The sequence below is a fragment of the Acinetobacter sp. WCHAc060025 genome, assembly GCF_004209355.1.
In the GTDB taxonomy this organism is placed as follows: domain Bacteria; phylum Pseudomonadota; class Gammaproteobacteria; order Pseudomonadales; family Moraxellaceae; genus Acinetobacter; species Acinetobacter wuhouensis.
Genome location: NZ_SGSX01000001.1, coordinates 212179 through 238317 on the forward strand (window position 1 = coordinate 212179; position 26139 = coordinate 238317).

Annotated in this window: 19 protein-coding genes and 2 tRNA genes; 12 read left to right on the plus strand and 9 right to left on the minus strand. The window is 40.5% G+C overall.

Annotation, left to right across the window (positions count from 1 at the left end; translation table 11 throughout):
- Positions 1-84: 84 nt before the first annotated feature.
- On the minus strand, positions 85-1077 hold the full coding sequence (locus tag EXE09_RS01010; protein ID WP_130116048.1) for a sulfate ABC transporter substrate-binding protein: 993 nt from the start codon (positions 1075-1077) through the stop codon (positions 85-87).
- Between the two features lie 364 nt (positions 1078-1441).
- On the opposite strand from EXE09_RS01010, the gene EXE09_RS01015 reads away from it, so the two are divergent.
- The 5 genes from EXE09_RS01015 to EXE09_RS01035 all read left to right on the plus strand — a co-directional run bounded on the left by EXE09_RS01015 (position 1442) and on the right by EXE09_RS01035 (position 4173).
- The gene (locus EXE09_RS01015; RefSeq protein ID WP_087552784.1) at positions 1442-1750 is read left to right on the plus strand and encodes a hypothetical protein; all 309 of its coding nucleotides are present in this window, start codon (positions 1442-1444) and stop codon (positions 1748-1750) included.
- Between the two features lie 166 nt (positions 1751-1916).
- Entirely contained in the window at positions 1917-3425 is a 1509-nt protein-coding gene (gene gltX, locus EXE09_RS01020) for a glutamate--tRNA ligase (RefSeq protein WP_130116049.1), read from the plus strand.
- A 57-nt stretch (positions 3426-3482) separates the two neighbouring features.
- Positions 3483-3558, plus strand: a tRNA-Ala gene (locus EXE09_RS01025).
- Between the two features lie 27 nt (positions 3559-3585).
- Positions 3586-3661 (plus strand) — tRNA-Glu (locus EXE09_RS01030).
- Between the two features lie 170 nt (positions 3662-3831).
- Positions 3832-4173: a hypothetical protein gene (locus EXE09_RS01035; protein WP_068975043.1), complete on the plus strand. Its 342-nt coding sequence runs from the start codon at positions 3832-3834 to the stop codon at positions 4171-4173.
- A gap of 38 nt (positions 4174-4211) precedes the next feature.
- Here EXE09_RS01035 and EXE09_RS01040 read toward each other — a convergent pair whose 3' ends face one another.
- Positions 4212-5180, minus strand: a complete 969-nt coding sequence (locus EXE09_RS01040; protein ID WP_130116050.1) for a cation diffusion facilitator family transporter — start codon at positions 5178-5180, stop codon at positions 4212-4214.
- 137 nt (positions 5181-5317) lie between these two features.
- Between EXE09_RS01040 and EXE09_RS01045 the strand changes: the two genes are divergently transcribed.
- Positions 5318-6127 carry a DUF4198 domain-containing protein gene (locus EXE09_RS01045; protein ID WP_130116051.1) on the plus strand — a complete coding sequence of 270 codons (810 nt, stop codon included), beginning with the start codon at positions 5318-5320 and terminating at the stop codon, positions 6125-6127.
- A gap of 71 nt (positions 6128-6198) precedes the next feature.
- On the opposite strand, the gene EXE09_RS01050 is transcribed toward EXE09_RS01045, so the two are convergent.
- From EXE09_RS01050 to EXE09_RS01065, 4 genes are read right to left on the minus strand one after another with little or no spacing between them, the layout of a single operon-like run.
- Positions 6199-9375 (minus strand): efflux RND transporter permease subunit, encoded by a 3177-nt coding sequence (locus tag EXE09_RS01050; protein WP_165382023.1) that lies wholly within the window; start codon positions 9373-9375, stop codon positions 6199-6201.
- Positions 9365-10669: an efflux RND transporter periplasmic adaptor subunit gene (locus EXE09_RS01055; RefSeq protein WP_130116052.1), complete on the minus strand. Its 1305-nt coding sequence runs from the start codon at positions 10667-10669 to the stop codon at positions 9365-9367. The genes EXE09_RS01050 and EXE09_RS01055 overlap by 11 nt, the downstream gene beginning before the upstream one ends.
- A 1-nt stretch (position 10670) precedes the next feature.
- Positions 10671-12068, minus strand: coding sequence for a TolC family protein (locus EXE09_RS01060; RefSeq protein WP_130116053.1), 1398 nt, complete (start codon positions 12066-12068; stop codon positions 10671-10673).
- A 59-nt stretch (positions 12069-12127) separates the two neighbouring features.
- Positions 12128-12583 (minus strand): cation efflux protein, CzcI-like, encoded by a 456-nt coding sequence (locus tag EXE09_RS01065; RefSeq protein WP_130116108.1) that lies wholly within the window; start codon positions 12581-12583, stop codon positions 12128-12130.
- Between the two features lie 260 nt (positions 12584-12843).
- Here EXE09_RS01065 and EXE09_RS01070 point away from each other — a divergent pair, with 260 nt between their 5' ends.
- The gene (locus EXE09_RS01070; protein ID WP_068975037.1) at positions 12844-13197 is read left to right on the plus strand and encodes an SEL1-like repeat protein; all 354 of its coding nucleotides are present in this window, start codon (positions 12844-12846) and stop codon (positions 13195-13197) included.
- Positions 13198-13551: 354 nt separating this feature from the next.
- Positions 13552-14439: an SDR family NAD(P)-dependent oxidoreductase gene (locus tag EXE09_RS01075; protein WP_068975036.1), complete on the plus strand. Its 888-nt coding sequence runs from the start codon at positions 13552-13554 to the stop codon at positions 14437-14439.
- Between the two features lie 58 nt (positions 14440-14497).
- Here the strand turns inward: EXE09_RS01075 and EXE09_RS01080 are convergent, their stop codons facing one another.
- Positions 14498-16879, minus strand: a complete 2382-nt coding sequence (locus EXE09_RS01080; protein WP_130116054.1) for a Tex family protein — start codon at positions 16877-16879, stop codon at positions 14498-14500.
- 687 nt (positions 16880-17566) lie between these two features.
- Between EXE09_RS01080 and ompR the strand changes: the two genes are divergently transcribed.
- The 3 genes from ompR to EXE09_RS01095 all read left to right on the plus strand — a co-directional run bounded on the left by ompR (position 17567) and on the right by EXE09_RS01095 (position 21740).
- The gene (gene ompR, locus EXE09_RS01085; RefSeq protein WP_068975034.1) at positions 17567-18331 is read left to right on the plus strand and encodes a two-component system response regulator OmpR; all 765 of its coding nucleotides are present in this window, start codon (positions 17567-17569) and stop codon (positions 18329-18331) included.
- Between the two features lie 222 nt (positions 18332-18553).
- The gene (locus EXE09_RS01090; RefSeq protein WP_068975033.1) at positions 18554-20014 is read left to right on the plus strand and encodes an ATP-binding protein; all 1461 of its coding nucleotides are present in this window, start codon (positions 18554-18556) and stop codon (positions 20012-20014) included.
- Between the two features lie 205 nt (positions 20015-20219).
- The gene (locus EXE09_RS01095) at positions 20220-21740 is read left to right on the plus strand and encodes an acetyl-CoA hydrolase/transferase family protein (RefSeq protein WP_068975032.1); all 1521 of its coding nucleotides are present in this window, start codon (positions 20220-20222) and stop codon (positions 21738-21740) included.
- Positions 21741-22476: 736 nt separating this feature from the next.
- Here EXE09_RS01095 and EXE09_RS01100 read toward each other — a convergent pair.
- A complete protein-coding gene (locus EXE09_RS01100; protein WP_130116055.1) occupies positions 22477-24120 on the minus strand; it encodes a GMC family oxidoreductase in 1644 nt (547 codons plus the stop codon).
- Positions 24121-24342: 222 nt separating this feature from the next.
- Here EXE09_RS01100 and EXE09_RS01105 point away from each other — a divergent pair, with 222 nt between their 5' ends.
- The gene (locus EXE09_RS01105) at positions 24343-24762 is read left to right on the plus strand and encodes a GNAT family acetyltransferase (protein WP_087552795.1); all 420 of its coding nucleotides are present in this window, start codon (positions 24343-24345) and stop codon (positions 24760-24762) included.
- A 58-nt stretch (positions 24763-24820) separates the two neighbouring features.
- Here EXE09_RS01105 and EXE09_RS01110 read toward each other — a convergent pair whose 3' ends face one another.
- Positions 24821-26092: an OmpP1/FadL family transporter gene (locus EXE09_RS01110; RefSeq protein WP_130116056.1), complete on the minus strand. Its 1272-nt coding sequence runs from the start codon at positions 26090-26092 to the stop codon at positions 24821-24823.
- Positions 26093-26139 lie beyond the last annotated feature (47 nt).

Genomic DNA, 26139 nt, shown 5'->3' on the forward strand with positions numbered 1-26139 from the left:
CCAAGACTTCTTTAATAAAGAAACCTTGGGATATTCAAAATGAGTAGAATAATAGAAAGTAAAGTTTTCTAAAAGAACTCAACCTTACTTCTCAGCTGTAAATTGATCATAAACCCCACCATTAGCAAAATGTGTTTTTTGCGCTTTCGCCCAACCGCCAAACACTTGATCAATGGTAAATAGCTTAATTTTAGGGAATTTAGCACCATATTTAGCCGCAGCTTTAGCATCACGAGGGCGGAAATTATATTTAGCTGCAAGATCTTGCCCGACAGGTGAATATAGGTAATTTAAATAGCCTTTTGCTAAATTACGATTTCCATCTTTATCTACTACTTTATCTACGATTGCCACGGATGGCTCTGCCAAAATTGAAATAGAGGGATAAATGATTTGATATTTATCTTTATCTGCACCAGAAGTTGCAAGGATCGCTTCATTCTCCCAAGACAGCAATACATCACCGATGCCACGATCCGCGAAGGTCGTTAAAGAACCTCGTGCTCCAGAATCTAATACTTTTACATTTTTATAGATCTGTTTTACCAGTTCTCTCGCTTTTGCATCATTCCCACCTGGTTGTTTCAGTGCATAACCCCATGCCGACAAATAAATCCAACGTGGTGCACCACCTGTTTTCGGATTCGGCGTAATGATTTCCACCCCTGGTTTGACTAAATCATTCCAATCTTTAATCCCTTTCGGATTACCTTTACGTACTAGAAATACAACAGTAGACGTATATGGCGCAGAATTATTTGGAAATTCCTTTTGCCAACCCTTTTCAATCAGACCGGCATTGACAATTTCATCAATATCGTTAGCAAGTGCTAAAGTCACTACATCTGCTTGTAAACCATCTACAACAGACCGTGCTTGCTTACCAGAACCGCCATGTGACTGTTTAAATTCAATGTCTTGCCCCGTTTTAGATTTCCAAAATTGACCAAAGCTTTTGTTATACTCTTGATAAAACTCACGCGTAGGATCATAAGACACATTTAAAAATTCTTTCGCTGCGTAAGCATTCCCAACAGCAATTAAACTGATTGCTGATAAAAGTAATAATTTTTTCATTTGTTTCTCTTTTTAAGTCATTTCAAAACACTATATTTTTATTATTTCAATTTAACAATCATACATTTATAATTATATTTTCTATATTATTCATAAATTTACATATCTTTTAAAACGCATTAAATATGTTAAAAAAAGATATTTTTTATACATGATTTAACTTAAAATCAATTTCTTCACGATTCATACATATTTATATGCTATCAATATAAAGTATTACATTTCGTTTCAATGATTGTTTTTTAAACATTTTTTGTGTACTATTATTAAAAAATGTGACGTAGTTATGCTTTTTGTTAAAAAATTTTGCTACAATCCGCATGTTAAAGAACAAAAATGTCACCATCTAAGGGGAGTTGATGGAATGAACAAACAGTTTCTACACATCTTGGGTCTAAGTTTAGGTCTAGCTGTCATGACGCAAACAGGTCATACAGCAGTTATTAAAGATACCAACAAACCAGTACAATCAACGATTGTAGATGATAAACTTTCGCCAATCGAAAAAGCATTAACGCAACAAAAGCGTGGTGAAAATAAATTAATCTCTGACAAAGATCAGATTAAAGTATTGGCTTCAATTAAAAGTACTGCGTCACAAAACTTTTTAGCAGAACAACATCAAAAGTTTTCACGTTTTGTACAAGCTTTGTTCCAACCGCATAACTCTTAATTAACTTATATCATCAATTAAGCATTAATTAATTGATTTAAAAAACTAAATTCTTTACTCCCCAAAAGAATTTCTTAGCCCATTGCTTTATTGGTGAATTAACCCTTAAGCAAATGGGCTTTTTCGTTATAATAGTTTCAATTTACATTCTGAATAATATTTGTTTATGAACGTTCGTACTCGTATTGCACCTTCTCCAACAGGTTTTCCTCATGTAGGAACTGCTTATATCGCCTTGTTTAACTTATGTTTTGCCAAGCAACATGGCGGTGAGTTTATTCTTCGTATTGAAGATACAGATCAACTTCGTTCGACTCCTGAATCTGAGAAAATGATTTTGGATTCACTACGTTGGTTAGGACTCAATTGGTCAGAAGGTCCAGACGTCGGTGGTCCACATGCACCCTACCGCCAATCTGAGCGTATGGGCATCTATAAACAATATGCTTTAGAGTTGGTTGAAAAAGGACATGCTTTCTACTGTTTCGCAACCACAGAAGAGCTTGATCAAATGCGTGCTGAACAACAAGCACGTGGTGAATCACCAAAATACGATGGTCGCGGTTTAAAACTTTCTCAAGAAGAAGTTCAACGCCGTTTGGCTGCTGGCGAAGCGCATGTGATCCGTATGAAAGTACCTGAGGAAGGTATTTGTAAATTTAATGATTTGCTTCGTGGGGAAGTTGAGATTCCTTGGGCGCAAGTCGATATGCAAATTTTGCTAAAAACTGATGGTTTACCGACTTATCACCTCGCGAATGTGGTGGATGACCATTTAATGGAAATTACCCATGTCATCCGTGGTGAAGAATGGATTCCATCTGCACCTAAACATCAGTTGTTATATCAATATTTTGGTTGGGACATGCCAACATTGTGTCACATGCCATTGTTGCGTAACCCAGATAAATCAAAATTATCCAAACGTAAAAACCCAACTTCAATCAACTACTACAAAGACATCGGTGTTTTACCAGAAGCATTATTGAACTACTTAGGGCGTATGGGTTGGTCAATGCCTGATGAAAGTGAAAAATTCACTTTGGCTGAAATGATTGAAAACTTTGACATCAAACGTGTATCACTCGGTGGTCCAATCTTTGATGTTGAAAAATTGAATTGGCTCAATGGTCAATGGATTAAAGCCCTCTCTCCTGCTGAGTTATTAAATACTCTATTGGCTTGGAAATCTGACCGTAATACATTGGAAGAGATTGCTGCTGCGATTCAACCTCGTATTAACTTATTGTCAGAAGCGGTAAATTGGGCAGGTTTCTATTTCAACCAGTTCCCAACACTCAGCAAAGAAAAGTTTGAAAGTAAGAAATTGTCTGAAGAACAAGTTCGTCAAAGCTTACAATTTGCAATTTGGCGTTTAGAAAGTTTATTCACTTGGAATAATGACACGGTTAGTCAAACCTTGATGGATTTGGCGAATCAAATGGAAATTAAACTGCGTGACTTTATGCCAACTTTCTTTATTGCGATTGCAGGTTCAACTTCTTCAACGCCTGTGATGCAATCTATGGTCACCATTGGTCCTGACTTAACCTTTGCTCGTTTACGTCATGCGCTTGAAATTGTCGGTGGCCCGAGTAAAAAAGAAGCAAAAGTTTGGGAAAAGCTCAATGAAAGCATTAAATTGCCGAAAAATGATGCAGTTGATGAAGCTTAACTGATTTTTTAGTTGACGAGTGCGAGCGTTATCCATAATATAGCGCTCACACAGACTGGGGTCATAGCTCAGTTGGTAGAGCGCTACAATGGCATTGTAGAGGTCAGGAGTTCGATCCTCCTTGACTCCACCATTTAGTTTTACTTGTGTTGCCTCACTTGTCCCTATCGTCTAGAGGCCTAGGACATCGCCCTTTCACGGCGGTAACCGGGGTTCGAATCCCCGTAGGGACGCCATATTCAAGGTGTCAGTACATCTTAATAAAAAACCCAAGCATAGAGACTTGGGTTTTTTATTGCCTGCTTAAAAATAATAGATGCATTCTATTTTCAATATGAAGTGCGTCTTTTTGCATTCTGAAGCAGAACGTTTAGAATAATAGCCAGATTATAAATGTGGAATGACCATGCAATACCAATGTCCAAAATGCCAAAGCCGAAAAATTCTTCCTGTTGCCAGTGCCAATGAACCCGCAGTGCGTCCCGTTGTCCCTAAAAGCTTGGTATTTTTGATTCCGTTAATTTTCATCTTATTGTTATTGGTCGTAATCAGCATTTTTATGTGGATTTTTGGCAATGGTGCAGGTCAAACTTTGCAAATCGCAACAGTGGTCATCTTCCTAGCAACAGCAATCGCAGGTGTATTGTTTTGGCGTGATCTACCTGATTTTAAAATTTCTATGCAGTCATTCATGCAAGCCAATAAAACATGGAAATGTCGTGACTGTAGCCATGAATGGCATGTCTAATCTCAATCAATAATTTAATCCATAAAAAACCATTCACACTAATGCGAATGGTTTTTTTCATTATGCGTATGTGAATCGTGATGATCATGTTCATCAGCAGCATGCCCTGTCGTACTGTGCGCATGTGCCATACATTCATCATCTTCGATCTGCAAGGTCATCTCAGTAATGCCATGTTTGTGACTGAGCATTTCCATTGCATCCTGATAAAGTGCATTACGGTCTGCATGTGGTGCAAATAAATGTACCGTTAAGTGAACATTCTTTGACGTGATTGCCCAGACTTTCAATTGGTGAATACTCTCCACACCTTTCAGCGCAAGTAAATCATTACGCAGTTTTTCAATATCAATCTCGTCAGGCACACCCTCAAGCAGAATATTGATACTTTGTTTCAGCAAGATCCATGTTCTAGGCAAAACCCAAAAACCAATTAATACCGCAATGACCGTATCGACCCACATCCAGCCCGTGAAGTAGATGACCGCACCACCAATAATGACCCCGATTGAACCGACAGCATCGCTTAAAACTTCTAAATAAGCGCCTTTGATATTCAGACTTTCCTGCGAGCTTGAAAATAAAATTTTCATGGAAATCAGGTTAATGATCAATCCAATAATAGCAACGATCATCATCCCTATACTTTGAATTTCAGGTGGATGACTGAAACGCTGATAGGCTTCATACAGGATATACATGGCAACCACAAACAGCATGGATGCATTGAACAGTGCTGCCAGAATTTCAAAACGCTGATAGCCAAAGGTTCGTTTATCATCAGCAGGTAACTTGCCGATTTTAATTGCCACCAGTGCAATCGCGAGTGCCGCAGCATCGGTAAACATGTGTGCTGCATCTGAAAGCAATGCCAGACTTTGCGTGATAAAACCCGCAATCACTTCAACGATTAAGAATGTAGTCGTCAATGCCAAAGCAAAAGTCAGCTTTTTGGCATTGCCCTCTGTCACCACTGCATGGCTATGGTCATGTCCGTGCTCACTCATTTTTTACCTCATTATTTTATATCTTATGATTGATTTCAAATTAATAATGATAACCATTATCAAATAATAAAATTCTCATATATACTCCCTCACCAGAAAGCACTTTAGCTCAAACTTTATGCGAGAAGTTACTCCACATGAATAAATATATATTTTCAGTCTTATTACTCAGTTCATTTAGCACGCTAAATTATGCCCATGAACCTTATGTTGCTCCTCTTAGCTATATCACATCAAACACTCAAACTCCTGTGATCAGTGCTTATGCAGAACAAGCGCTCCAACCAGAATATGCATTAAAGCAACCCGTTTTTAATATTATTCAGCCTGATCAAAGTAAGATCAGCATTGCTTCTGAGAGCACATTAAAGTCTGCCAACCTGATTGATTTACCCCTCCCTCAAAAAGGGACATATCTCATTTCAAGTCAAGTTTCTTTTCCTTTAAAATACGCACTACATAACAAAGAGTGGAAAAGCTTCTTTGACATGCCGGCTGATAAAGCAAAACCGATTAAAGAACGTGACTACGTTATTCCATCTGATTTTAAAAAAGCACCTACACCTATAGAAATCTCACGTGAATGGTCAATCCAAAGCTATATTTCCAAAGAAGAAACATCGCCCATCAAAAGCGTAATTGATTCGCCTATCCAGGTTGAATTCAAAACCCATCCCAACAACATCACAGCGCAACAGCCGATCCAAATCAAAATTACAAAATATGGGCAAAGCTTAAAAGCACCTGAACTTATTCTTCGTGCTCAAGGGCAAGAAGAAGATGAAGCAACCCATCTCACTGTTGATACAAGCGGCTTCGCAACTTTAAACTTCCCACATGCAGGTCAATACCTTGTTGAAGTCAGTGAGAAATCAGATAAAACTGCTAAACCAACCAATCAGTACTACACCATTATTAGCTTAGGTGTATTACCCGCTATCAAATAAAGCAAATCATTTCACTCAGACCTTTCTCATTTTCAGGAAAAGAGAAAGGTCTTTGATTTTAAAGTATTACTTCATTGGTTTTTCTCACTCATCCAGCGGTAAATTACCGGCAGAACCACCAATGTCAACAAAGTAGATGACACAATCCCGCCAATGACTACAGTCGCCAATGGTCGCTGTACTTCCGCACCTGTACCTGTTGCCAACGCCATTGGGATAAAGCCGAGTGATGCCACACAAGCGGTCATCAATACAGGTCTAAGACGTAAAATCGCACCTTGCCACGTTGCATGGTAGACATCCATTTGCTGACGTAGCTCTTTAATAAAGGTCAGCATCACCAACCCATTCAGCACGGCTACACCTGAGAGTGCAATAAAGCCTACACCCGCAGACATCGACAGTGGAATATCTCTTAACCACAATGCCACCAAGCCACCGCACAGCGCAAATGGCACACCTGTAAAAACCAGTAAACTTTCTTTAACGTTATGGAACACTGCCATCAACAGAATAAAGATGGTGATCAGTGCCAGTGGTACAACCAGTTGCATGCGGGCTTTGGCAGACATCAGATTTTCAAACTGACCGCCATAATCTAGCCAGTAACCCGATGGCATTGGCTGTTTGGCTAAAGTGCTTTGCAACTCTTTGACAAATGAACCCAGATCACGCCCTTCGACATTGGCAGTTACTACCACACGACGCTTACCATTTTCACGGCTGACCTGATTGATCCCCTCAATGTTGTCGACTTTGGCGACATCACGTAACTGAATCAAACCACCATTCGGAATCTGAATCGGCAAACTTGCCAGATGCTCAGGAGTACGCTGTGCATCATCCAGACGAATCACAAAATCAAAACGACGGTCACCCTGTAAAATCTGTCCGACATTCTGACCACCGACACTTGTTGCCACCAAATCCTGAATAGCTTTTACCGACAAACCATACTGCGCAGCCGCAGCATGATTCACTTCGACATTGAGTAAAGGTAAACCTGAAGTCTGCTCAACATTGACCGCTGTTGCACCTGAAATGGTTTTGATTTTCTGCGCAATAAGATTGGCTTGTTGATTCAGTACCTCCATATCATCACCGAAAATTTTCACCCCCACATCACTGCGTACACCTGAAATCAGTTCATTAAAACGCAGTTCAATCGGCTGTGAAAATTCACTGTTATTACCTGGCAAAGTATCCAGAAATGCGATCATGCGCTGACGTAATTCATCAATACTTTCTTTTGGATTTTTCCACTGATCCTTTGGTTTTAACAGCAATACCGCATCGGAAATATTCGGTGGCATCACGTCGGTTGCCACTTCCGCAGTTCCTGTACGGGCAAAGATCGCTTTAATTTCAGGAAATTCTTTCAATAATAACTTTTCGGTATTTTCCTGCATCCGTAAGGACTGTTCCAAGCCTGTACTCGGTGAACGCATCTGCTGAACGGCAAAATCACCTTCACTGAGCTGCGGTGAAAATTCACTGCCAATCTGTGTTGCCAAAACACCTGTTAAAAACAGCATACAGATCGCGATGGTGACCACAAACACTTTAAAATCATAAGCTAAATTTAACAGTGCTTCGTATTTCTGCTTTAACCACAGCATCCAGCGACTTTCGGTTTCTTTGACTTCACCATTTACAAACAATGCTACCGCAGCAGGAACAAAAGTCACCGACAGAATAATTGCACCCACCAAAGCCAGAACCACAGTCATTGCCATTGGATGGAACAGTTTGGCTTCCACACCTGACAGCGCAAAGATTGGCAGATAAACCACCAGAATAATCAATTGCCCGAAAATCAGCGGACGACGCGCCTGTTTTGCCGCAAGGAAGACTTCTTTAAAACGCTCGGCACGGCTCAGTAAACGCCCTTTGGTATGCTGTGCTTCAGCCAGTCGACGGATACAGTTTTCCACAATCACCACCGCACCATCGACAATAATACCGAAATCGAGCGCACCCAGACTCATCAGATTGGCACTGATTTTCTGTTCCGCCATACCTGCTAAAGTAAATAGCATTGACAATGGAATCACACATGCCGTAATTAAGGCAGCACGGAAATTTCCAAGGAATAAAAACAGAATGATAATGACCAGAATCGCCCCTTCCACAAGGTTCTTCTGTACCGTTTTAATCGCGCGTTCCACCAGATCAGTACGATCATAAACAGTTTCTATCACCACACCTTTTGGTAAAGACTGCTGAACTTCCTTCACTTTGGCATCGACTGCCTTCGCGACTGTTCGGCTGTTTTCGCCCATCATCATCATGGCAATACCGAGTACCGCTTCCTCACCATTGTAGGTTGCGCCACCAGTACGCAGATCATGTCCTATCGACACCGTTGCCACATCTGCAACACGGATCGGGTAGCCATTTTTATTGCTCAGTGTGACATTCTGAATGTCTTCAATACTGTTCAGCGTACCAGGCACACGCACTGTAAGTTGCTGACCATTAGTCTCAATAAAGCCTGCACCACGGTTTTCATTATTTTCCGTCAGTGCAGTCTGCAAATCCGTCAATGGAATCTGTAACTGTTGGAGACGGCTTAAATCAGGTATCACCACATAAGTTTTGTTGAATCCACCAATCGAGTTGACCTCAGCCACCCCTGCCACACGCTGCAATTGCGGACGTACAATCCAGTCCTGAATTTCACGTAAATCCATTGCTGTATAAGGCGTACCATCGGACTTTTTCGCATTCGGCTCAGACTTGATCACCCATTGATAAATCTCTCCAAGCCCCGTGGAAACAGGTGACATGGTCGGCACAATACTGTCAGGCAATTCAGCCTGCGCTTCCTGTAAGCGCTGATTGATCTGCTGACGTGCCCAATAAATATCCGTTCCATCTTTGAAAATAATGGTGACTTGCGACAATCCATAACGGGAAATCGAACGGGTCATTTCCAGTTTTGGCAGACCAGCCATCGCATTTTCAATCGGATAGGTAATCCGCTGTTCCACCTCAAGCGAAGTAAAACCTGTCGCCTGTGTGTTGATCTGCACCTGCGTATTGGTAATGTCAGGCACGGCGTCAATTGGCAGTTTCTGATAACTGTAAATTCCGACGCCAATCCATGCAATGATAAACAGCATCACCCAGATGGCATTTTTAATCGCAAACTGAATCAGCCGATCAAACAGACCTTCGGGTTTGGGAAGTGCCGATTCTGTATTTGAATCTTCAGTTTTAGAATCAGGAGAATCATTAATGCTCATGGCTCGCTTCTCCTTTTTCCAGTTCAGACTTCAACAGGAAACTGCCTTGGGCTGCATACTGCTGTCCTTGCGTCAGACCTGACTGAACTTCAATCCACTGACCATCACCTGAAATCTGCCCTAAAATCACAGGCTGTGGGCTGAATTCAATTTTCTTATCATGTTCATGCGCCACAAAAACCGCATCTTTACCTTCAATTTTCTGTACAGCACTTTTCAGTACACGAATCGCTTGAGTCGAACCTGCCTGTTGCAGTTGTACATTGACCATTAAGTTTGGACGCAGTTCCGTTGCATTGGACAGGACTTTGGCACGAACCTGCAAACGACCTGTCTGTGCATCGGCTTCACTGTTCAGGGTTTGAATCCGCGCTTTAAATGCATTGCCTGTTTGCAAGGATTTAAATTCAATCTGCTGATTCGGTGCCAGAGTGGCAAATTCAGCACTTGGTGCAATAAATTCAAGCCACAACTGATCCAGCTGATCAATAATGAAAAGCTGATCCGCCAACTGTACATTTTCACCAATCACCAAGTCTTTCTTACTGATCACACCTGAAATCGGGGCAGTCAGTACATAACGACCATTTGAACCTGATGATGCACCAAAGGCAGACAAACGCGCTTTGGTCGCCTGTACCTGAATCTGCGCCTGCTGATAAGCGTTATAAGCACGCTGATAATCCTGCTTGGCAGAAATACCCTGTGACCACAACTGACGTTCACGCTCATAATCCTGTTTTGCCAGTTGCAGATTGGACTGTGCAATCTGTAAATTGGACTGCTGATCAACCAGATCAGGCACCAGTAAAGTTGCCAGAGCCTGTCCTTTTTTCACATGTTGACCTAGTTCAACACTGACCGACTGCACATGACCACTGAATGCAGGTGAAACGTGCGCCTGACGGTCTGTATTCACGGTTAATCTGGCAGGATAAGACGCTGATTTACTCACAGCACCGACTTCGACTTTGGCAAGCTGTACCCCCTGTTCCGCCATTTGCTGTGCGCTTAGACTGATGGCTTCGGCATGATCGTCCTCACCATCAGCACCCTCTTCATGCGCATGATCACCACCTTCTTCATGGGCATGTTCTGCTTCTTTGCCATGTCCGTCTTCGGCATGCGCTTCTGATTCACCATGACCATGCGCATCCGTTTTAGCAGGTTTATTTTTACCTGAAATAAACAGCCCCAATGCAACCAAAGCAGTGATCACTAAAGCAATAACAATCAGCACTGACTGAGAGATTTTTCCATGTTGATTTTTCAAATTGTGTTTTAGATTTAACATTTTAATTTCCCTCACTCATTCCACCCACCACAGGCAATGCCTGCGTGTCCTGCCATAACGTCTGATTGATCTGTGCAATCGCATCTTTTGCCATGATCTGATCTGGTGCTAAACCTAAACTCAGACTTTCTGCTTCAATCGCCCGTTGCCAGCCATCTTTCAGCAACTGTACCTTACGCAGGCGAACCTCCTGTAACTGCAAAGTCGCCTGTTGCACATCGGTCACAGCAAATTTACCTGCACTGAACCCCAGCAGGGTTTTACGCTGAACCTGTGTGGCGAGTGGAATCTGAGACTGATCAACCTCTTTAAACTGCACTTCCAGGCCCTGTAGCTCGGTCAATAGGGTTCCGATCTGCAAAGCATTCTGTTTCAGATAAAATTCCTGTTGCTTAGCCAGTAAATCCTGCTTTGCCTGTGCAATCTCGACACCATACTGCTGACGATTGAAAATATTTAAAGGAATAGAAACACCCACCACCAAAGCATTTTCACTTGAAGTTTCAGCTGATCTGGTTCGATTCATACCTAAATTGACTGTTGGATTCGGACGTGCCGATGCCTTGAGCTGATCAACTGTGGCTTTGGCTTGCAGTACCTGTAACTGACGTGATTTCTCCATCAGATTATCCGCAAGATAAGCCTGCACCTGTTGTGGAGTGGAACTTGGCCACAGTGACTGTGGGCTTAAACCGATACGGATGGATTTATCTGCATCGCCCCAGACATTGGATAACTGCTGTGTTGCCACCTGTAACTGTAAATCTGCCTGACGGTATAAACGGACATTTTCCGCATGACTGAGCTTGGCACGATCCACATCGACCTGCGCCACACTACCCGCCTGATAACGTTTCTGAATCGCATTCAGATTTTCTTCACTGACATTGAGCTGTTCACGAACAACATTACGTTCCAGTTCAAAAACCGCCAGTTGTGACCACAGATATTTCACGGCCAGCTCAAGCTGTGCCTGATAAATGCGTTGATTCAGCACAGTCTGATCTTTGGCAAGTCGCGCCAGCTGCTGTGCAGACTTGCGTTCTCCAAACAGATCAAGCCGCTGAGAAAGTCCAATCGAAAGCTCTTTTTCTTCATCCGAACCAAAGCCCGTCTGCGCTATGGACAACTCAGGATTTATCCACAGCTTTGATTGTTTTATATTCGCATCGTTAATTTTTTGCTGAGTTTGCCACACGCTTTGCGACTGCTGATACTGCGCAGTTTTTTCAATTGCCTGTTGCAAACTCAGCTTTTGAACAGATGAATCTGCCCATGTAACTGATGACATTAAACTCACAATAACAGTGCTGAGAATAGAATTCCGTATTTTAAATACAGCCTTTGATCCTGTTTCAGACACAGGAATCGCTTTTTTTATAGACACACTTTTAGACATGATGATGCCCCACTAAAATGAATATTCAGTGGTGGGTCAATATTTTCGGCTACCCCACCTTATAGCGGGGCGGATGCGGGCGGTGGATTGGGCAGGAATAAATCAGGCGACTGGTACAGATTTTTCCAGTCGATAAAGGCAGATTCAGGATAGGCAACAAATTTAGGCTGATCAGCCTGTTGAGACACATCTGCCACGATAAAATGTGCAAATGAAGGTAAATGATCGCTGTGATCATCTTCAAGATGATTCAGAAAATCATGTGCTTTGGCATCATTGAGATGATCATGAATGATTGATTTTGATAATTCATCATTGAAAATAGAGGATATCGAATGCTGTTGCTGATCTTGAGTGCAATTCGGGGCAACATGATGTCCAAAATGCGAGGGTATGAGTTTCGCTGTTGTTGATACGGTACTTTCATGGTCGCAAAAAGCTGCTGCCACATTCCACAAACTTTGGAACATGAACAAACTCAATAAGACTGTAATAAAAATACCTGAGCGTTTCACAGGTGCTGCCTGATTCAAATATTTTGTGAATATAACAAACTTCATTGATGTAATAAAATTACATGACTATATTCTAAGATTTTCACAAATAAATTGTTAAAAAATATGTTTATTCATCAATACGTAAAAAATGCAATTGACAAATTACATTATATTATTTGCAAAGTTTAAAAAATAAGCTAAATTAATTATATCTAATCAATTTTTTCTGATTAGCAATCTCTTTTTACTTTGTTAATGGATTAGCAAGGAGGTTTTATATGTTGGTACATATTTTTAACCGTTTTTTAGGAGATTCAACATCTCGCCAAGCATTTGAACAAAATGCTTCCGAAGCTGCACTCGAAAAAGCCCAAGCCCATCATTTTGAAGATCAAAATCTAAGTTTGGATGAAATCACCAATCGTAATGCGATGTGGTGTTATCTTCGAGCTGCATTACGTGGAGATCAAGAAGCTCAATATAAAATGGGTCTCAGTTATTTAAATGGTCAACTTGGTTTAGATCGTAGTTATAGTCATGCTGAAAAATGGCTTGAACAAGCGGCACATCAAGGTCATATCTCAGCACAAGAACAACTTAGAAAAGTTTATGACGAACTCGCCTTTTCATAAATCCTAATGATAAATTCTAATTTTTCGACAAACAGAGTTCATTAGAGCTCTGTTTTTTTGTTTCTCTGTTCTTTTTATATCCACATAAATTTAACTGTCTATTTTCCGTCCAGAACTTCTATTATTTAACTTTAAACTGGCTCAGTTATATGATAAAAATCACTGAATTAGTTAAAAATAAATAGAGTATTTACTCTAAAAATATTTTGTAAATTCAGATACTTAACACTAGTATTTTTAATTTTTTTGTATATTATTGCGCCCAACAAATATGATCATATTTTATACAATGCATGGTCAGCTTGAAACAACAAATACAGCACATATTCATTTCAGTTAATCAGGGAAACAGCTATGAATCAAAAATTAGAGCAACTTTTTCAGCAAAAGGTTCAAGGTAAAGTCGCACTTATCACAGGTGCTTCTAGTGGTATTGGTTTAACCGTTGCAAAAAAACTAGCGGCAGCTGGCGCACACGTTCTTTTAGTATCTCGTACTGAAGAAACACTCAAAGAAGTACAAGCTGAGATCCAAGCTGAAGGCGGTCAAGCGGATATTTTCCCGTGTGATTTGAATGATATGAATGCAATTGATGAAGTCTCTAAGCAAATCATTGCATCTGTCGATCATATTGATATTTTAATTAATAATGCGGGGCGTTCAATCCGTCGTGCTGTACATGAATCTGTTGATCGTTTCCATGATTTTGAGCGTACCATGCAATTGAACTATTTCGGTGCTGTACGTTTGGTATTGAATATTTTACCGCAAATGATGGGGCGTAAAGATGGTCATATCATCAACATCAGTTCAATTGGTGTTTTGGCAAATGCAACCCGTTTCTCTGCTTATGTAGCTTCAAAAGCTGCTTTAGATGCGTTTAGCCGTTGTTTATCTGCGGAAGTTCATTCTCACAAGATTGCGATCACTTCTGTATATATGCCTTTGGTTCGTACACCAATGATTGCACCAACCAAAATTTATAAATATGTACCAACGCTTTCCCCTGAACAAGCGGCTGATTTGGTTGCGTATGCTATCGTAAAACGTCCGAAGAAAGTTGCGACGAATTTAGGTCGTTTGGCTTCGATTACTTATTCAATCGCACCTGGTATTAACAATAAACTGATGTCGATTGGTTTTAACTTATTCCCAAGCTCAACTGCATCTGTCGGCGAACAACAAAAGTTGAATTTAGTACAACGTGCTTATGCACGCTTGTTCCCAGGTGAGCATTGGTAAGATTACTGCTGCAATAAAAAAACCGCCTTCCGGCGGTTTTTTTATTTTAAATCAAAGATTACTTCGAACCTTTAATCCCTGCTTGTAGCAATAATGCACCTAAACCACCGATTTTATTTTCTTGAGGTTTAGCAGACTGTGGCTTCTTGTCATGACGAGGTGCTTTGTCCTTATTGTCATGGCGATTATGCTGTGGATGATCACCTTGAGGACGTTTGCCTTGAGGCTTACGTTCACCACGTTGTTCATTGTTATTGAACTCACGCTTTTGACGTGGTGCTTTTGCAGGCGCTTCAGAACCTTCTGGACGCATCGACAAATTCACACGATTACGTTCAGCATCAACAGTTAACACGCGCACTTGAACAATTTGACCAGGTTTCACCACTTTATGTGGATCAGATACAAACTCGTTCGCAAGTTCAGAAATATGGATTAATCCGTCTTGATGTACACCCACATCGACGAATGCACCAAAGTTAGTCACATTGGTAATCACACCTTCAAGTTGCAAACCTTCAGTAAGCTGCCCGACTTCTGTGATGTCTTCACGGAACTTCGCAGTACGGAACTCAGGACGTGGATCACGACCTGGTTTTTCAAGTTCGCTCAATACGTCTTGAACAGTCGGAAGACCAAATTGATCATTCACAAACTCTTCCGCTTTGACTTGGCGAATAATTTCAGTATTACCAATGATGTCTTTTACTGTCGTTGCTTTTGCAGCAACAATGCTATTCACTAAACCATAAGATTCAGGATGTACAGAAGACGCATCTAAAGGCTCTGAACCATCTTGAATACGTAAGAAACCTGCCGCTTGTTCGAATGTACGCTCACCTAAACGAGGCACATTTTTCAAAGCTTGACGATTATCAAAACGACCATTTTCTTTACGGTAATCAACTATTTGTTGTGCGATTGATTTATTCAAACCCGCGATATAACCCAAGATTGCAGGAGATGCCGTATTCACATCAACACCCACCGCGTTCACACAGTCTTCAACCACTGCATCAAGCGTTTTCGCCAAATTGGTTTGGTTTACATCGTGTTGATATTGACCTACACCAATTGATTTAGGATCAATTTTCACAAGCTCCGCTAATGGATCTTGTAAACGACGTGCAATCGAAACCGCACCACGAATCGCAACATCTAACTCAGGCAGTTCAGCAGAAGCCAATTCTGATGCAGAATAAACAGATGCACCTGCTTCAGATACAGAAACACGTGTTAATGTAAGATCAGCATTGGCTGCCATCATTTCAGCGATAACTGCTTCAGTTTCACGGCTTGCAGTACCATTACCAATGGCAATTAAATCCACATTGAATTCACGACAAAGACGTGCAAGTTCAGCAATTGAACCTTCTTTGTCTTCTTTCGGTGCAAATGGATAAATCGTGCTATGCGCGAGCACATCACCTGAATTTGACACTACAGCCAATTTCACACCTGTACGGATACCAGGATCCACACCGAGCGTGGTACGTGAACCCGCTGGTGCTGAAAGTAACAAATGACGTAAGTTTTCAGCAAAAACATCCATTGCTTCTGATTCAGCTGTAAGACGCTTTTCTGTCAATAAAGAATGTTCAATCGTTGGACGAACTTTACCGAGCCAGAATAATTTTGCAGTTTGTTTTAAGAAATCACGACGTGCTTGTGGTTCAACTGTTTCAAGATCATATTCAGTTTCAATGCGAATCAATGGTGCTTCATCTTCACCATCCACTTTTAAACCCAATACATTTTCTTGGCGACCACGTAACATCGCCAATAAACGATGTGATGGAACTTTATTGAGGTTTTCAGAGAAATCGAAGTAGTCACGGAATTTCTTACCGACTTCTTTTTTCTCATCTGAAGCCACTAAGCTTTTTAACACCGCTGTTTTGGCAAATGTTGCTTTTAAATCTGTGGTCAACGGAATATTTTGCGCCCAATCATCAATAATGATGTGTTGAATCGCATCCAACTGGCTTTCAACATCGGCGTAATCTTCATGACTAAAACCAGCCAATGCTTCAGTTGGATCAACTTGTTCAGCAATGATTTTTTCTGCAATCGGCCCTAAGCCCGCTTCTTTGGCTTTAAACGACTTACTGGTACGTTTTGGGCGATACGGCGCGTAAAGTTCTTCTAATGCATTTTTTGTTTCAGCGCCATTGACACGAGCCAGTAAGTCATCAGAGAGCTTATTTTGTTCTTTTAATGATTCGATTACTTTTTCACGGCGTTCAAATAAATCACGTAAATAAACTAAGCGTGTATCAAGTTGGCGTAATTGGATGTCGTCTAAGCCTTGCGTTACTTCTTTACGGTAACGTGCAATAAATGGAACACTAGAGCCTTCATCTATCAGTTTAATGGCAGCTTCTACTTGGTTTGGACGTACGGCAAGCTCACTTGCCAACTGCTGAACTAAGTCAGTCATCGTGTTTAATTCCACAAGGATATAAGGACTAAAAGTTAGTGATTATAAAGACCAAGACCATAAAATCCACAATTGTTTTGCAAATTAGCAATGAAAAAAGTGATTAAAGTTCATTTTTATTGGTTTTTAATCACACAAACCCCGATTTCGCACTCATCAGTACCATTCAAACAGCTTTGTAAAATAGTTTTTCTAAGATCAGTTTTTGCACTTTTATATGTGCTGTAGCCAAATATTTTTCAATATTGTCAATTTTAAATTGGAAAATAGATTTTTGATTTCTCCATATACATACGCTTGAATAAACATAAAAGTACCTCCATATTGATTACTACGAGCAGATTTTGACCTTTGCTTTTGTAGCAACAGAAATACCTCCAGTTGGCTGTGAACCCCACAATCCATTGTTCAAATATTTCTGATAACAGCAATGACGAATATATCTACCTAAACAAAAACTTATTGTCTAAATACATCAAAGTTTCATTTGCAAATGGTATAGTTTTTTATTTATAACCATAGAATTGTCTCAAATTTTTATCATTTCTTTGTAGATGTTGTTTTTTGGTTTCAAAACCGCATGAAAATTGTATTTTTGAGCAATTTGATACATAGTCTTAACAAGAGCTTAGGCAGTATACTGAGATTAACGAATATTTATAATTTACAACATTAAGGGAGTGCATCATGAGTTTAGTTGTACCTGCTGAAAATACAGATGTCGTACAAAACGAAACTGACCGTGTCGAACGCATTTTAGTCGTCGATGATGATGTGCGTTTACGTACCCTTTTGCAGCGCTTCTTGGAAGACAAAGGTTTTGTGGTCAAAACAGCCCATGATGCCACTCAAATGGATCGTCTATTACAACGTGAACTATTTTCACTGATCGTTTTAGACTTCATGTTGCCCGTAGAAGACGGTTTAAGCATTTGCCGACGTTTACGTTCATCGAATATTGATACACCTGTGATCATGCTCACCGCTCGTGGTAGCGACTCTGATCGTATTGCAGGGCTAGAAGCCGGTGCGGATGATTATTTACCAAAACCGTTCAATCCTAATGAGTTATTGGCACGTATCCGCGCAGTACTGCGTCGTCAAGTTCGTGAAGTGCCTGGCGCACCAAGCCAAAACGTGGAAGTGGTGTCATTTGGCCCTTGGTCTTTAGATCTCTCAACACGTACCTTGACCCGTGAAGGTCAAGTGGTGACGTTGACCACAGGTGAATTTGCGGTTCTAAAAGCATTGGTACAACACCCGCGTGAACCATTGACTCGCGACAAACTTATGAATCTTGCACGTGGTCGTGAATGGGGTGCGATGGAGCGCTCAATTGACGTTCAAGTCTCTCGTTTACGTCGTTTGATCGAAGAAAATCCTGCGCGTGCACGCTACATCCAAACTGTTTGGGGTGTAGGTTATGTATTCGTTCCAGATGGTGCTGAATAAGCATTGGCATGATTCTATAAAATGAATCTGTTTTAAAAATACTGGCATATTCTGACTGGAGTATGGCCAGTATTTTTTAACGTGAAATATTCAAAGGAATATTTGAAAATAAGCATAACAACAAAACAATGTAGATCAATATTTTGATATTGCTATATCCCGATCATCCATTAAACTAAAAAACATCCAATCACACGATATACCAAATATTAGGATTCATCTGTGAAATTAGAACCCATTGACCCGCAAGCATTTACAGACTTTGAAGCATATCAGGAAAGAAAACGTACCCCTTGGGAACGCTTTCTTGACAAAATCAAACCTCGTTCTGCAGCCATGCGTACCACAGTATTGGTTTTATTTGTGGTGTTCTTCAGCTTATTTATGTCATTGTGGTTTTTTTGGAAAACACTCTATTTACCAGAAATTCAACAACATGCACGCTTTCTAGCGGTTGAGTTGGAAATGATCAACAACCCACGTTTGCAAATTTATCATGATGAAAAACAATTAGATATTGATGAATGGCTGAGACAACGCGTTGGGGTTGAGTATGTTACCGATCCCAAAGATTATCCCAATGTTAAAGAGAAAATCATTGCAGACTTTTTCACCCGTCGCATTGAAAAACAATTGACCAAAGAACTTGATATCAAAAATGTCACCGTCTACTTCCAGTTTAAACCGAGCCCGCGCATTTGGGTGCAAACCCCTGAAATGAATGGTAATTGGGTACGTGAACCACTGAAAACCTATGCAGACTATAGCCCTGAATTGATTTTAGCGTGGTTATTGGGTGTTCCCTTCATCTCAGCAGCCATCATTCTGACGCTTGTACGCCAACTCAATCGCCCTTTACTCCGCCTGCAAAATGCAGCCAATAGTTATAGTAAAACAGGTAAAGCTCCCTACCTCGAAACCAATCATGGACCTCAGGAAATTCGTGAAGTAAACCAAGCATTTAACCACATGGTTTATACACTTGAACAAACTGAACGTGATCGCCAAATTATGCTCGCAGGGATTTCACATGACTTGCGTACACCACTCACTCGGATCCGTTTAAGTGCTGAAATGATGGCGGATGATGACTTCCTCAAAGAAGGCATGATTTATGATGTCGATGATATGGACGCGATTCTCAGCCAGTTTATTTCCTATATGCGTGATGGTTCAGATGAAGAGGTACAGGACACCAATATCAATGTATTGTTACAAGAGCTCATAATCCAATTTAAGCCTTTGGATATTCGTTTCACTCCACAAGAACTCCCGACTATTACTGCTCGCTCACTTTCTTTAAAGCGTTTGATTGGTAATTTAATTAACAATTCTAAACGATATGGTTCAGAACCGATTGAATTGAGTGCTTTTGTTGAAGATGAGCACATTAAAATCTGTGTAGCTGACCATGGTGAAGGTATTCCCGAAGATCAAATCGAAGATTTAATGCAGCCCTTTGTACGCGGAAATGCAGCACGAACTGTACAAGGCAGTGGTTTAGGTTTAGCGATTGTGAAGCGAATTGTCGATATTCACCAAGGTGAATTGTCAATTTCTAACCGCCCAGAAGGTGGACTACAAGCTGTTATTTCTCTTCCACTTCATATAAAAATTGAGGAAGAATCAACACCTACAAATCCGATCCAAAAAATCAAACAAACTTTGAGTGATCATTTCTAATGATCGCTCAATAAAGCAACATTTAAATTTGTTTATTTATCAAACAGCCACTATTATTTTGTTAATAAATAATAGCTTAAAAACCATCACAAAATTTTATACCCACATTTACTGAAAAAATTAGACCTTAGCATTAGAGGCATGCACAATTTACATTTAGGGCGGTACAATCCGTCTAGTTTTGAACAAGAATTGAGCGTAAACCATGTCTTTAGATCGTATTCGTTTAGCATCACTCCACAACAAAGTGATGAGCGCAGAACAAGCTGCTACCTTTATCCAAGATGGCATGACTGTTGGGATGAGTGGTTTTACCCGTGCAGGTGAAGCGAAAGCTGTACCTTTGGCATTGGTAGCACAAGCGGAAAAAAATCCGTTAAAAATCACATTAATCACAGGTGCAAGTCTAGGTAATGATCTTGACAAAAAATTGACTGAAGCGGGTGTACTTGCTCGTCGCTTACCTTTCCAAGTGGACAACACTTTACGTAAAGCCATCAACAAAGGCGAAGTGATGTTCATTGACCAACATTTGTCTGAAACTGTTGAACAAATGCGTAACCTTCAGTTGAAAAAACCTGATGTAGCTGTGATTGAAGCTGTTGCGATCACTGAAGATGGTGGCATCATTCCAACAACTTCAGTCGGTAACTCTGCCAGCTTTGCAATTTTTGCTGAAAAAGTGATTGTAGAAATCAACACTAACTTAAGCCCTGCTTTCGAAGGCTTACACGATATTTATATCCCTACTTACCGTCCAACACGTCAACCAATTCCATTGACTAAAGTGGATGAGCGTATTGGTACACCTGCAATCAATATCGATCCTGCTAAAATTGTCGGTATCGTAATCAACAGCGAATTGCATGACTCTCCATCTACCGTTGCTGATGCGGATGATGAAACTCAAGGTATTGCAAACCACTTAATCGCGTTCTTTGAAAAAGAAGTTGCAGAAGGTCGTTTACCAAAAGACTTAGGTCCTTTACAAGCAGGTATTGGTTCGATTGCAAATGCAGTACTCACAGGTCTTAAAGAATCTAACTTTGAAGACTTAGTCATGTATTCAGAAGTACTTCAAGACTGTACATTCGAATTGATCGATGCGGGTAAAATGAAGTTTGCTTCAGGTTCTTCAATTACACTTTCTGCTAAATATGGCGAAAAAGTATTTAACAACCTTGAACAATACAAAGACAAACTTGTATTACGTCCACAAGAAATTTCAAACCATCCTGAATTGGTTCGTCGTTTAGGCATCATCGGCATCAACACTGCACTTGAGTTCGATATTTACGGCAACGTAAACTCTACTCACGTATGTGGTACAAAAATGATGAATGGTATCGGTGGTTCAGGTGACTTCGCACGTAATGCGCACCTTGCAATCTTCGTAACGAAATCAATCGCGAAAGGCGGCGACATTTCTTCTGTTGTTCCATTTGCTTCTCACGTTGACCATGCTGAACACGATGTTGACATCCTTGTAACTGAACAAGGTCTTGCTGACTTACGTGGTCTTGCACCGCGTGAACGTGCTCGTGCAATCATCGACAACTGTGCACACCCAATGTACCGTGATGCATTGAACGATTACTTTGATCGTGCATGTGAGAAAGGCGGTCAAACACCTCATATTCTTCGTGAAGCGCTTTCTTGGCACTCTAACTTTGAAGAAACTGGTCACATGTTGACTGCACAAGCTCAAGAGAAGAAATCTGCATAAGATTTTAAATCTGTTGTAAAAATAAGAAACGCCCGTAAGGGCGTTTTTTTATATCTGAGAATATTGATTAACTGATGTTACGCAGTAACATCAAAATCGTGAATTGCACTTAGATAAACAGTGGATACGCGATAACGTCATCCGCAACGTGTTTGAGGCAGGACTACATCTATAAGCTAATGTTTCTGCGATATATCAATCAAAAGATGGTAGCTGACGAGTTTTGCGGTGAGGAGCAACGCTCCGCAAGTTGGTTTTCTTGCGAAGCTTCGCTTCTCATTTTGCCGAAACAAAAGTGCGGTCGAGCCGAAGGCTAATCCCTAAATCAAAACTTTTGATGTACGACTCCGCCGAATCGTGCTCTAAAACAGTTTAAAAGGTGCATTGTTTTTAAAGTGAGTAACATCAGTGATTAAAATGATTTTGAATTAATAGTAATTCACATTGGAATTTCCTTCTCTTGCACCATATATGGCTCAGGAATGAGAAGTAAAACCTCACAAGAGGATGAGGGCGAAATTTAAAATCCCCTCTCTCTAACTCTCTCCCAAAGGGAGAGAGAACTTCAATACTTATTGATTAAGAATGATTTTGAATTGATATTAATTCACACTGAAAGTCCCTTCTCCCTGAGCGAAACAAAGCATTGCTTTGTTGAAGTGCAAGACGTAGTGGAAGAAGGTTAGGATGAGGGGAGAATGTCCAATACTGATTGATTAATAAGTGATTTTTTAAACTAAGCAACACCCTCTTTCTCTTTCTTCTCAATAAACGCTACACTCGCCTGATCCTCACGAATCATATCAACTGCCTTTTCAGCAATCATGATTGCAGGCGCATTGGTATTCCCATTGACTACTTTTGGCATAATCGACGCATCCACGACACGTAGATTTTTAATCCCATAGACACATAAACGCGGATCAACCACAGCCATATCATCTACACCCATCTTACAACTGCCAACAGGGTGATAAACTGTATCTGAACGATCTCGTAATATTTGGCGAATCTCTTCGTCCGTTTGAATATTAGATGTAAATAAATCTTCTTTAATCATGCTTTTAAAAGCATTCGATTCCATTAACTTTTGGGTCAGTTTAAACCCTTTAACCATTTCCTCAAGATCAGATTCATCACCATAAAAATCAGGATCTATCAGCAATGGATCATCAATACTTGGTCCACTGATTTTAATGGTGCCACGACTTTTCGGATTGAGCAGACAAACATGACATGAAATACCATGTCCCGTATGCATTGTACGTGCATGGTTATCGACTAATGCCACTACAAAATGCAATTGTAGGTTTGGTACGGTTTGCTCATCAGAGCTTTTAATAAAGCCACCACATTCTGCAAAATTGGTGGTGATTAAACCACGGCGCTCCTTACGATAGCGCCCAATCTGCTTGAATAAATCAATTGAGCCCGCAATAGATAAACCAAATGTGCCCTGAATTTCACTGACCTTATAAGCAAAAATAAAATCTGGATGATCATGAAAATTCTTACCCACACCAGGCAGATGCTTCTTCACTTCGATGCCATGTTGCATCAACTCTTGCTGATCACCCACACCTGATAGCATTAAGATTTGCGGTGACTGCATTGCGCCTGCACTTAATAAAACCTCACGGCGCGCACGGATCTGTTTGAGTTGCCCATTCTGTTTGTACTCCACACCGACAGCCACGCCATTTTCAATCAAAATACGATGGGTTTGCGCATGGGTTTCTATCGTTAGGTTTTTACGTTCACGATGTGGAAATAAATAAGCACGCGCTGAACTACAACGCTCACCATTGATATGTGTAACTTGGTAAACGCCTAAACCTTCTTGTTCAGCACCATTAAAATCATCAAGAATTTTATAGCCTTGCTCTTTTGCCGCAGCGATGTATTTTTCTTGGAGTGGATTATCACTATGTAGATCAATCACGGAGAGTGGCCCATCATTGCCATGATATTGATCTTTTATTCTTTCGTTTTTTTCTGATTTGATAAAATAAGGTAGTACCCCATCATAAGACCAACCTTCATTGCCCAGTGCAGCCCAATCATCATAGTCTTGACGATGTCCTCGGATATAGACCATGGCATTGATTGCAGATGAACCACCTAAGCATTTACCACGCGGTTGATAGCCTTTACGACCATTTAAACCACGTTGTGGAACAGTTTCAAATGCCCAGTTATTGATTTTAGTGGGAATGCTAATCACCGCTGCACAAGGCACTTCGACTTTCCAACCATCTCCTGCGCCACCCGCTTCAAGCAAACACACAGATACAGATGGATTTTCTGAGAGTCGCCCTGCCAATACACAGCCTGAGCTACCACCACCAATAATAATGTAATCAAATTCCTGTTGATTCACGTAAAAATCCTTTTCTTGTTTTAAATTATCTTTCACCATTATGCATATTTTTATTGAATAAAAAATCACTATTCAAAAATTGTTCAACTTTTAAAATACATTCCACAGCATAAATTTGACCCGAGCCAATATTTAAAATCTGGCTAAAAAATAAACTTATCATGACTGCATTTTTATATTAATCTGTTGTAAACATTCTTTTAAAACAAGAGATAAAAAGCGATGTTTATCATTAAACAATTTCAAGAAACAGACATAGATGATGTCATTGCACTCTGGGAAATTTGTGATCTAACCCGCCCTTGGAATAACCCTGAAATTGATATTTTTAGAAAAGTTGCGCAAAAAGATGGCTTATTTTTACTGGCAGTCAAAGATGATCAATTGATTGCTTCCGTCATGGGTGGCTATGATGGGCATCGTGGTTGGGTCAATTATCTTGCTGTACATCCGCATGCACAGCGCAATGGTGTGGCGACTGCACTGATACAGCAACTGGAGAAGCGCTTAATCGCACTTGGCTGTCCAAAGCTACAACTTCTCATCCGTAAGGATAATATCGACGTACAGAGCTTCTACGAGCAATTGGGCTATGAAGAAATAGAAGTTGTCTGCCTAGGCAAACGATTGATTCAGGATTAAAAAGGTCAGTGAACACTGACCTTTCTGTGAAGTCGTTAAAATAGAACAGCGCTAAATTTTAGAATTTATACCCATAAGATACACCGAGAATGTCCTGACTCATTTTCAACTTAGATTCGCCACCACCAAAGGCAGGGGAAATCCGACCTGTGACCTCATCCTCTAATGCATGAGTATAAGCCACACTGAGTTCTTGATGCAGATCAATATGATAAGTTGCCCCGACACTCAGATGATCTTGAATCACACCTGGTGCAAGAATATTTAAGAATGCTTCACTAGATGGGATCGGCTGATCATTGTGACTATAACCTGCCCTTAAGGTCAGTTTCGGATGTGCTTGATAGCTCACACCCAATTTATAAACATTGATATCTTCCCAACCAAAACCTGGACCTTGATCTGCACCAAAAGCATGCCCTTGTTTTAACTGAGCGACGTCAAATCTATTCCCCACCGCATTTACATCCGAATAATTGATGCGTTGCACATCTGCAGCAAGGGTTAATTTAGGCGTTACTTTAACAGCCGCACCAATGCCATAACTTTCAGGTACATCAAAGTCACCCTGCTCTGCAAATAAACCTTGATACTTTTCAAAGCGATCGGCATTAATTTTTGAAGAATAATTCACACCTAAGGTCAAACGATCATCAAAAAAGTTGCCCGCCCAGCCAATGCGTGCGCCAATTCCAGTGGCAGAGTCTTTGCCACGATTACTAAGATTTGAACCATCTGCCGAATAACCAGAAAATCCTGAAATTCCTCGTGCCTCAAAACGTTGATAAAGAATATTGGTGGCGATACCAACTGATTGATTCTCTACATATTTCCAAGACACTGCAGGAGAAATAAAGACTTGTGTTAAATCTACACCGGCAGTACCTGAATTACCAAATGCTGCAAAGGGGTTATTCTTATAGCCCGTATTCATCCCACCATTGCCATAAATAGCCAAACCTAAAGCAACCTGATCATTGATTTGATGATTCAAAGCCACTTCAGGCAAAACAAAGTATTTACGTCCATTGCCATCATATGAGCCATTGGTATTGGGATAGCCTTGTGGCATTTGATTGCCACTGATTTGTGCTGAACGATCTGGTGAAAACACAGTTGCCCCAACATCAACACGACTACCGATCCAACTCAAACCAGCAGGGTTGTTGGCAATGGTCAAAGCATCCTGGAATTGTGCGATTGAGGTTCCTGCATTGCCTTGTGCTTTGACACCATAGCCATGCATAAAATAACCTGTCGTTGCAAATGAAGTCGTACTTAATAAGGAGATCAATAAAGTCAGAGGTAATTTTTTATGTGAGGCGTTCATAATTTACTTTACTTAAAAATAATATATAAGTAAGTATATTGTTAATC

What these genes read in the sequence shown, in the direction of transcription:
- EXE09_RS01040 (WP_130116050.1), bottom strand. Translation starts at nt 5,180, where the DNA reads ATGAGTGAGCACGGACATGACCATAGCCATGCAGTGGTGACAGAGGGC.
- EXE09_RS01055 (WP_130116052.1), bottom strand. Translation starts at nt 10,669, where the DNA reads ATGTTAAATCTAAAACACAATTTGAAAAATCAACATGGAAAAATCTCT.
- EXE09_RS01075 (WP_068975036.1), top strand. Translation starts at nt 13,552, where the DNA reads ATGAATCAAAAATTAGAGCAACTTTTTCAGCAAAAGGTTCAAGGTAAA.
- EXE09_RS01110 (WP_130116056.1), bottom strand. Translation starts at nt 26,092, where the DNA reads ATGAACGCCTCACATAAAAAATTACCTCTGACTTTATTGATCTCCTTA.
- EXE09_RS01035 (WP_068975043.1), top strand. Translation starts at nt 3,832, where the DNA reads ATGCAATACCAATGTCCAAAATGCCAAAGCCGAAAAATTCTTCCTGTT.
- EXE09_RS01050 (WP_165382023.1), bottom strand. Translation starts at nt 9,375, where the DNA reads ATGAGCATTAATGATTCTCCTGATTCTAAAACTGAAGATTCAAATACA.
- EXE09_RS01010 (WP_130116048.1), bottom strand. Translation starts at nt 1,077, where the DNA reads ATGAAAAAATTATTACTTTTATCAGCAATCAGTTTAATTGCTGTTGGG.
- EXE09_RS01045 (WP_130116051.1), top strand. Translation starts at nt 5,318, where the DNA reads ATGAATAAATATATATTTTCAGTCTTATTACTCAGTTCATTTAGCACG.
- ompR (WP_068975034.1), top strand. Translation starts at nt 17,567, where the DNA reads ATGAGTTTAGTTGTACCTGCTGAAAATACAGATGTCGTACAAAACGAA.
- EXE09_RS01015 (WP_087552784.1), top strand. Translation starts at nt 1,442, where the DNA reads ATGAACAAACAGTTTCTACACATCTTGGGTCTAAGTTTAGGTCTAGCT.
- EXE09_RS01060 (WP_130116053.1), bottom strand. Translation starts at nt 12,068, where the DNA reads ATGTCTAAAAGTGTGTCTATAAAAAAAGCGATTCCTGTGTCTGAAACA.
- EXE09_RS01080 (WP_130116054.1), bottom strand. Translation starts at nt 16,879, where the DNA reads ATGACTGACTTAGTTCAGCAGTTGGCAAGTGAGCTTGCCGTACGTCCA.
- EXE09_RS01105 (WP_087552795.1), top strand. Translation starts at nt 24,343, where the DNA reads ATGTTTATCATTAAACAATTTCAAGAAACAGACATAGATGATGTCATT.
- EXE09_RS01095 (WP_068975032.1), top strand. Translation starts at nt 20,220, where the DNA reads ATGTCTTTAGATCGTATTCGTTTAGCATCACTCCACAACAAAGTGATG.
- gltX (WP_130116049.1), top strand. Translation starts at nt 1,917, where the DNA reads ATGAACGTTCGTACTCGTATTGCACCTTCTCCAACAGGTTTTCCTCAT.
- EXE09_RS01070 (WP_068975037.1), top strand. Translation starts at nt 12,844, where the DNA reads ATGTTGGTACATATTTTTAACCGTTTTTTAGGAGATTCAACATCTCGC.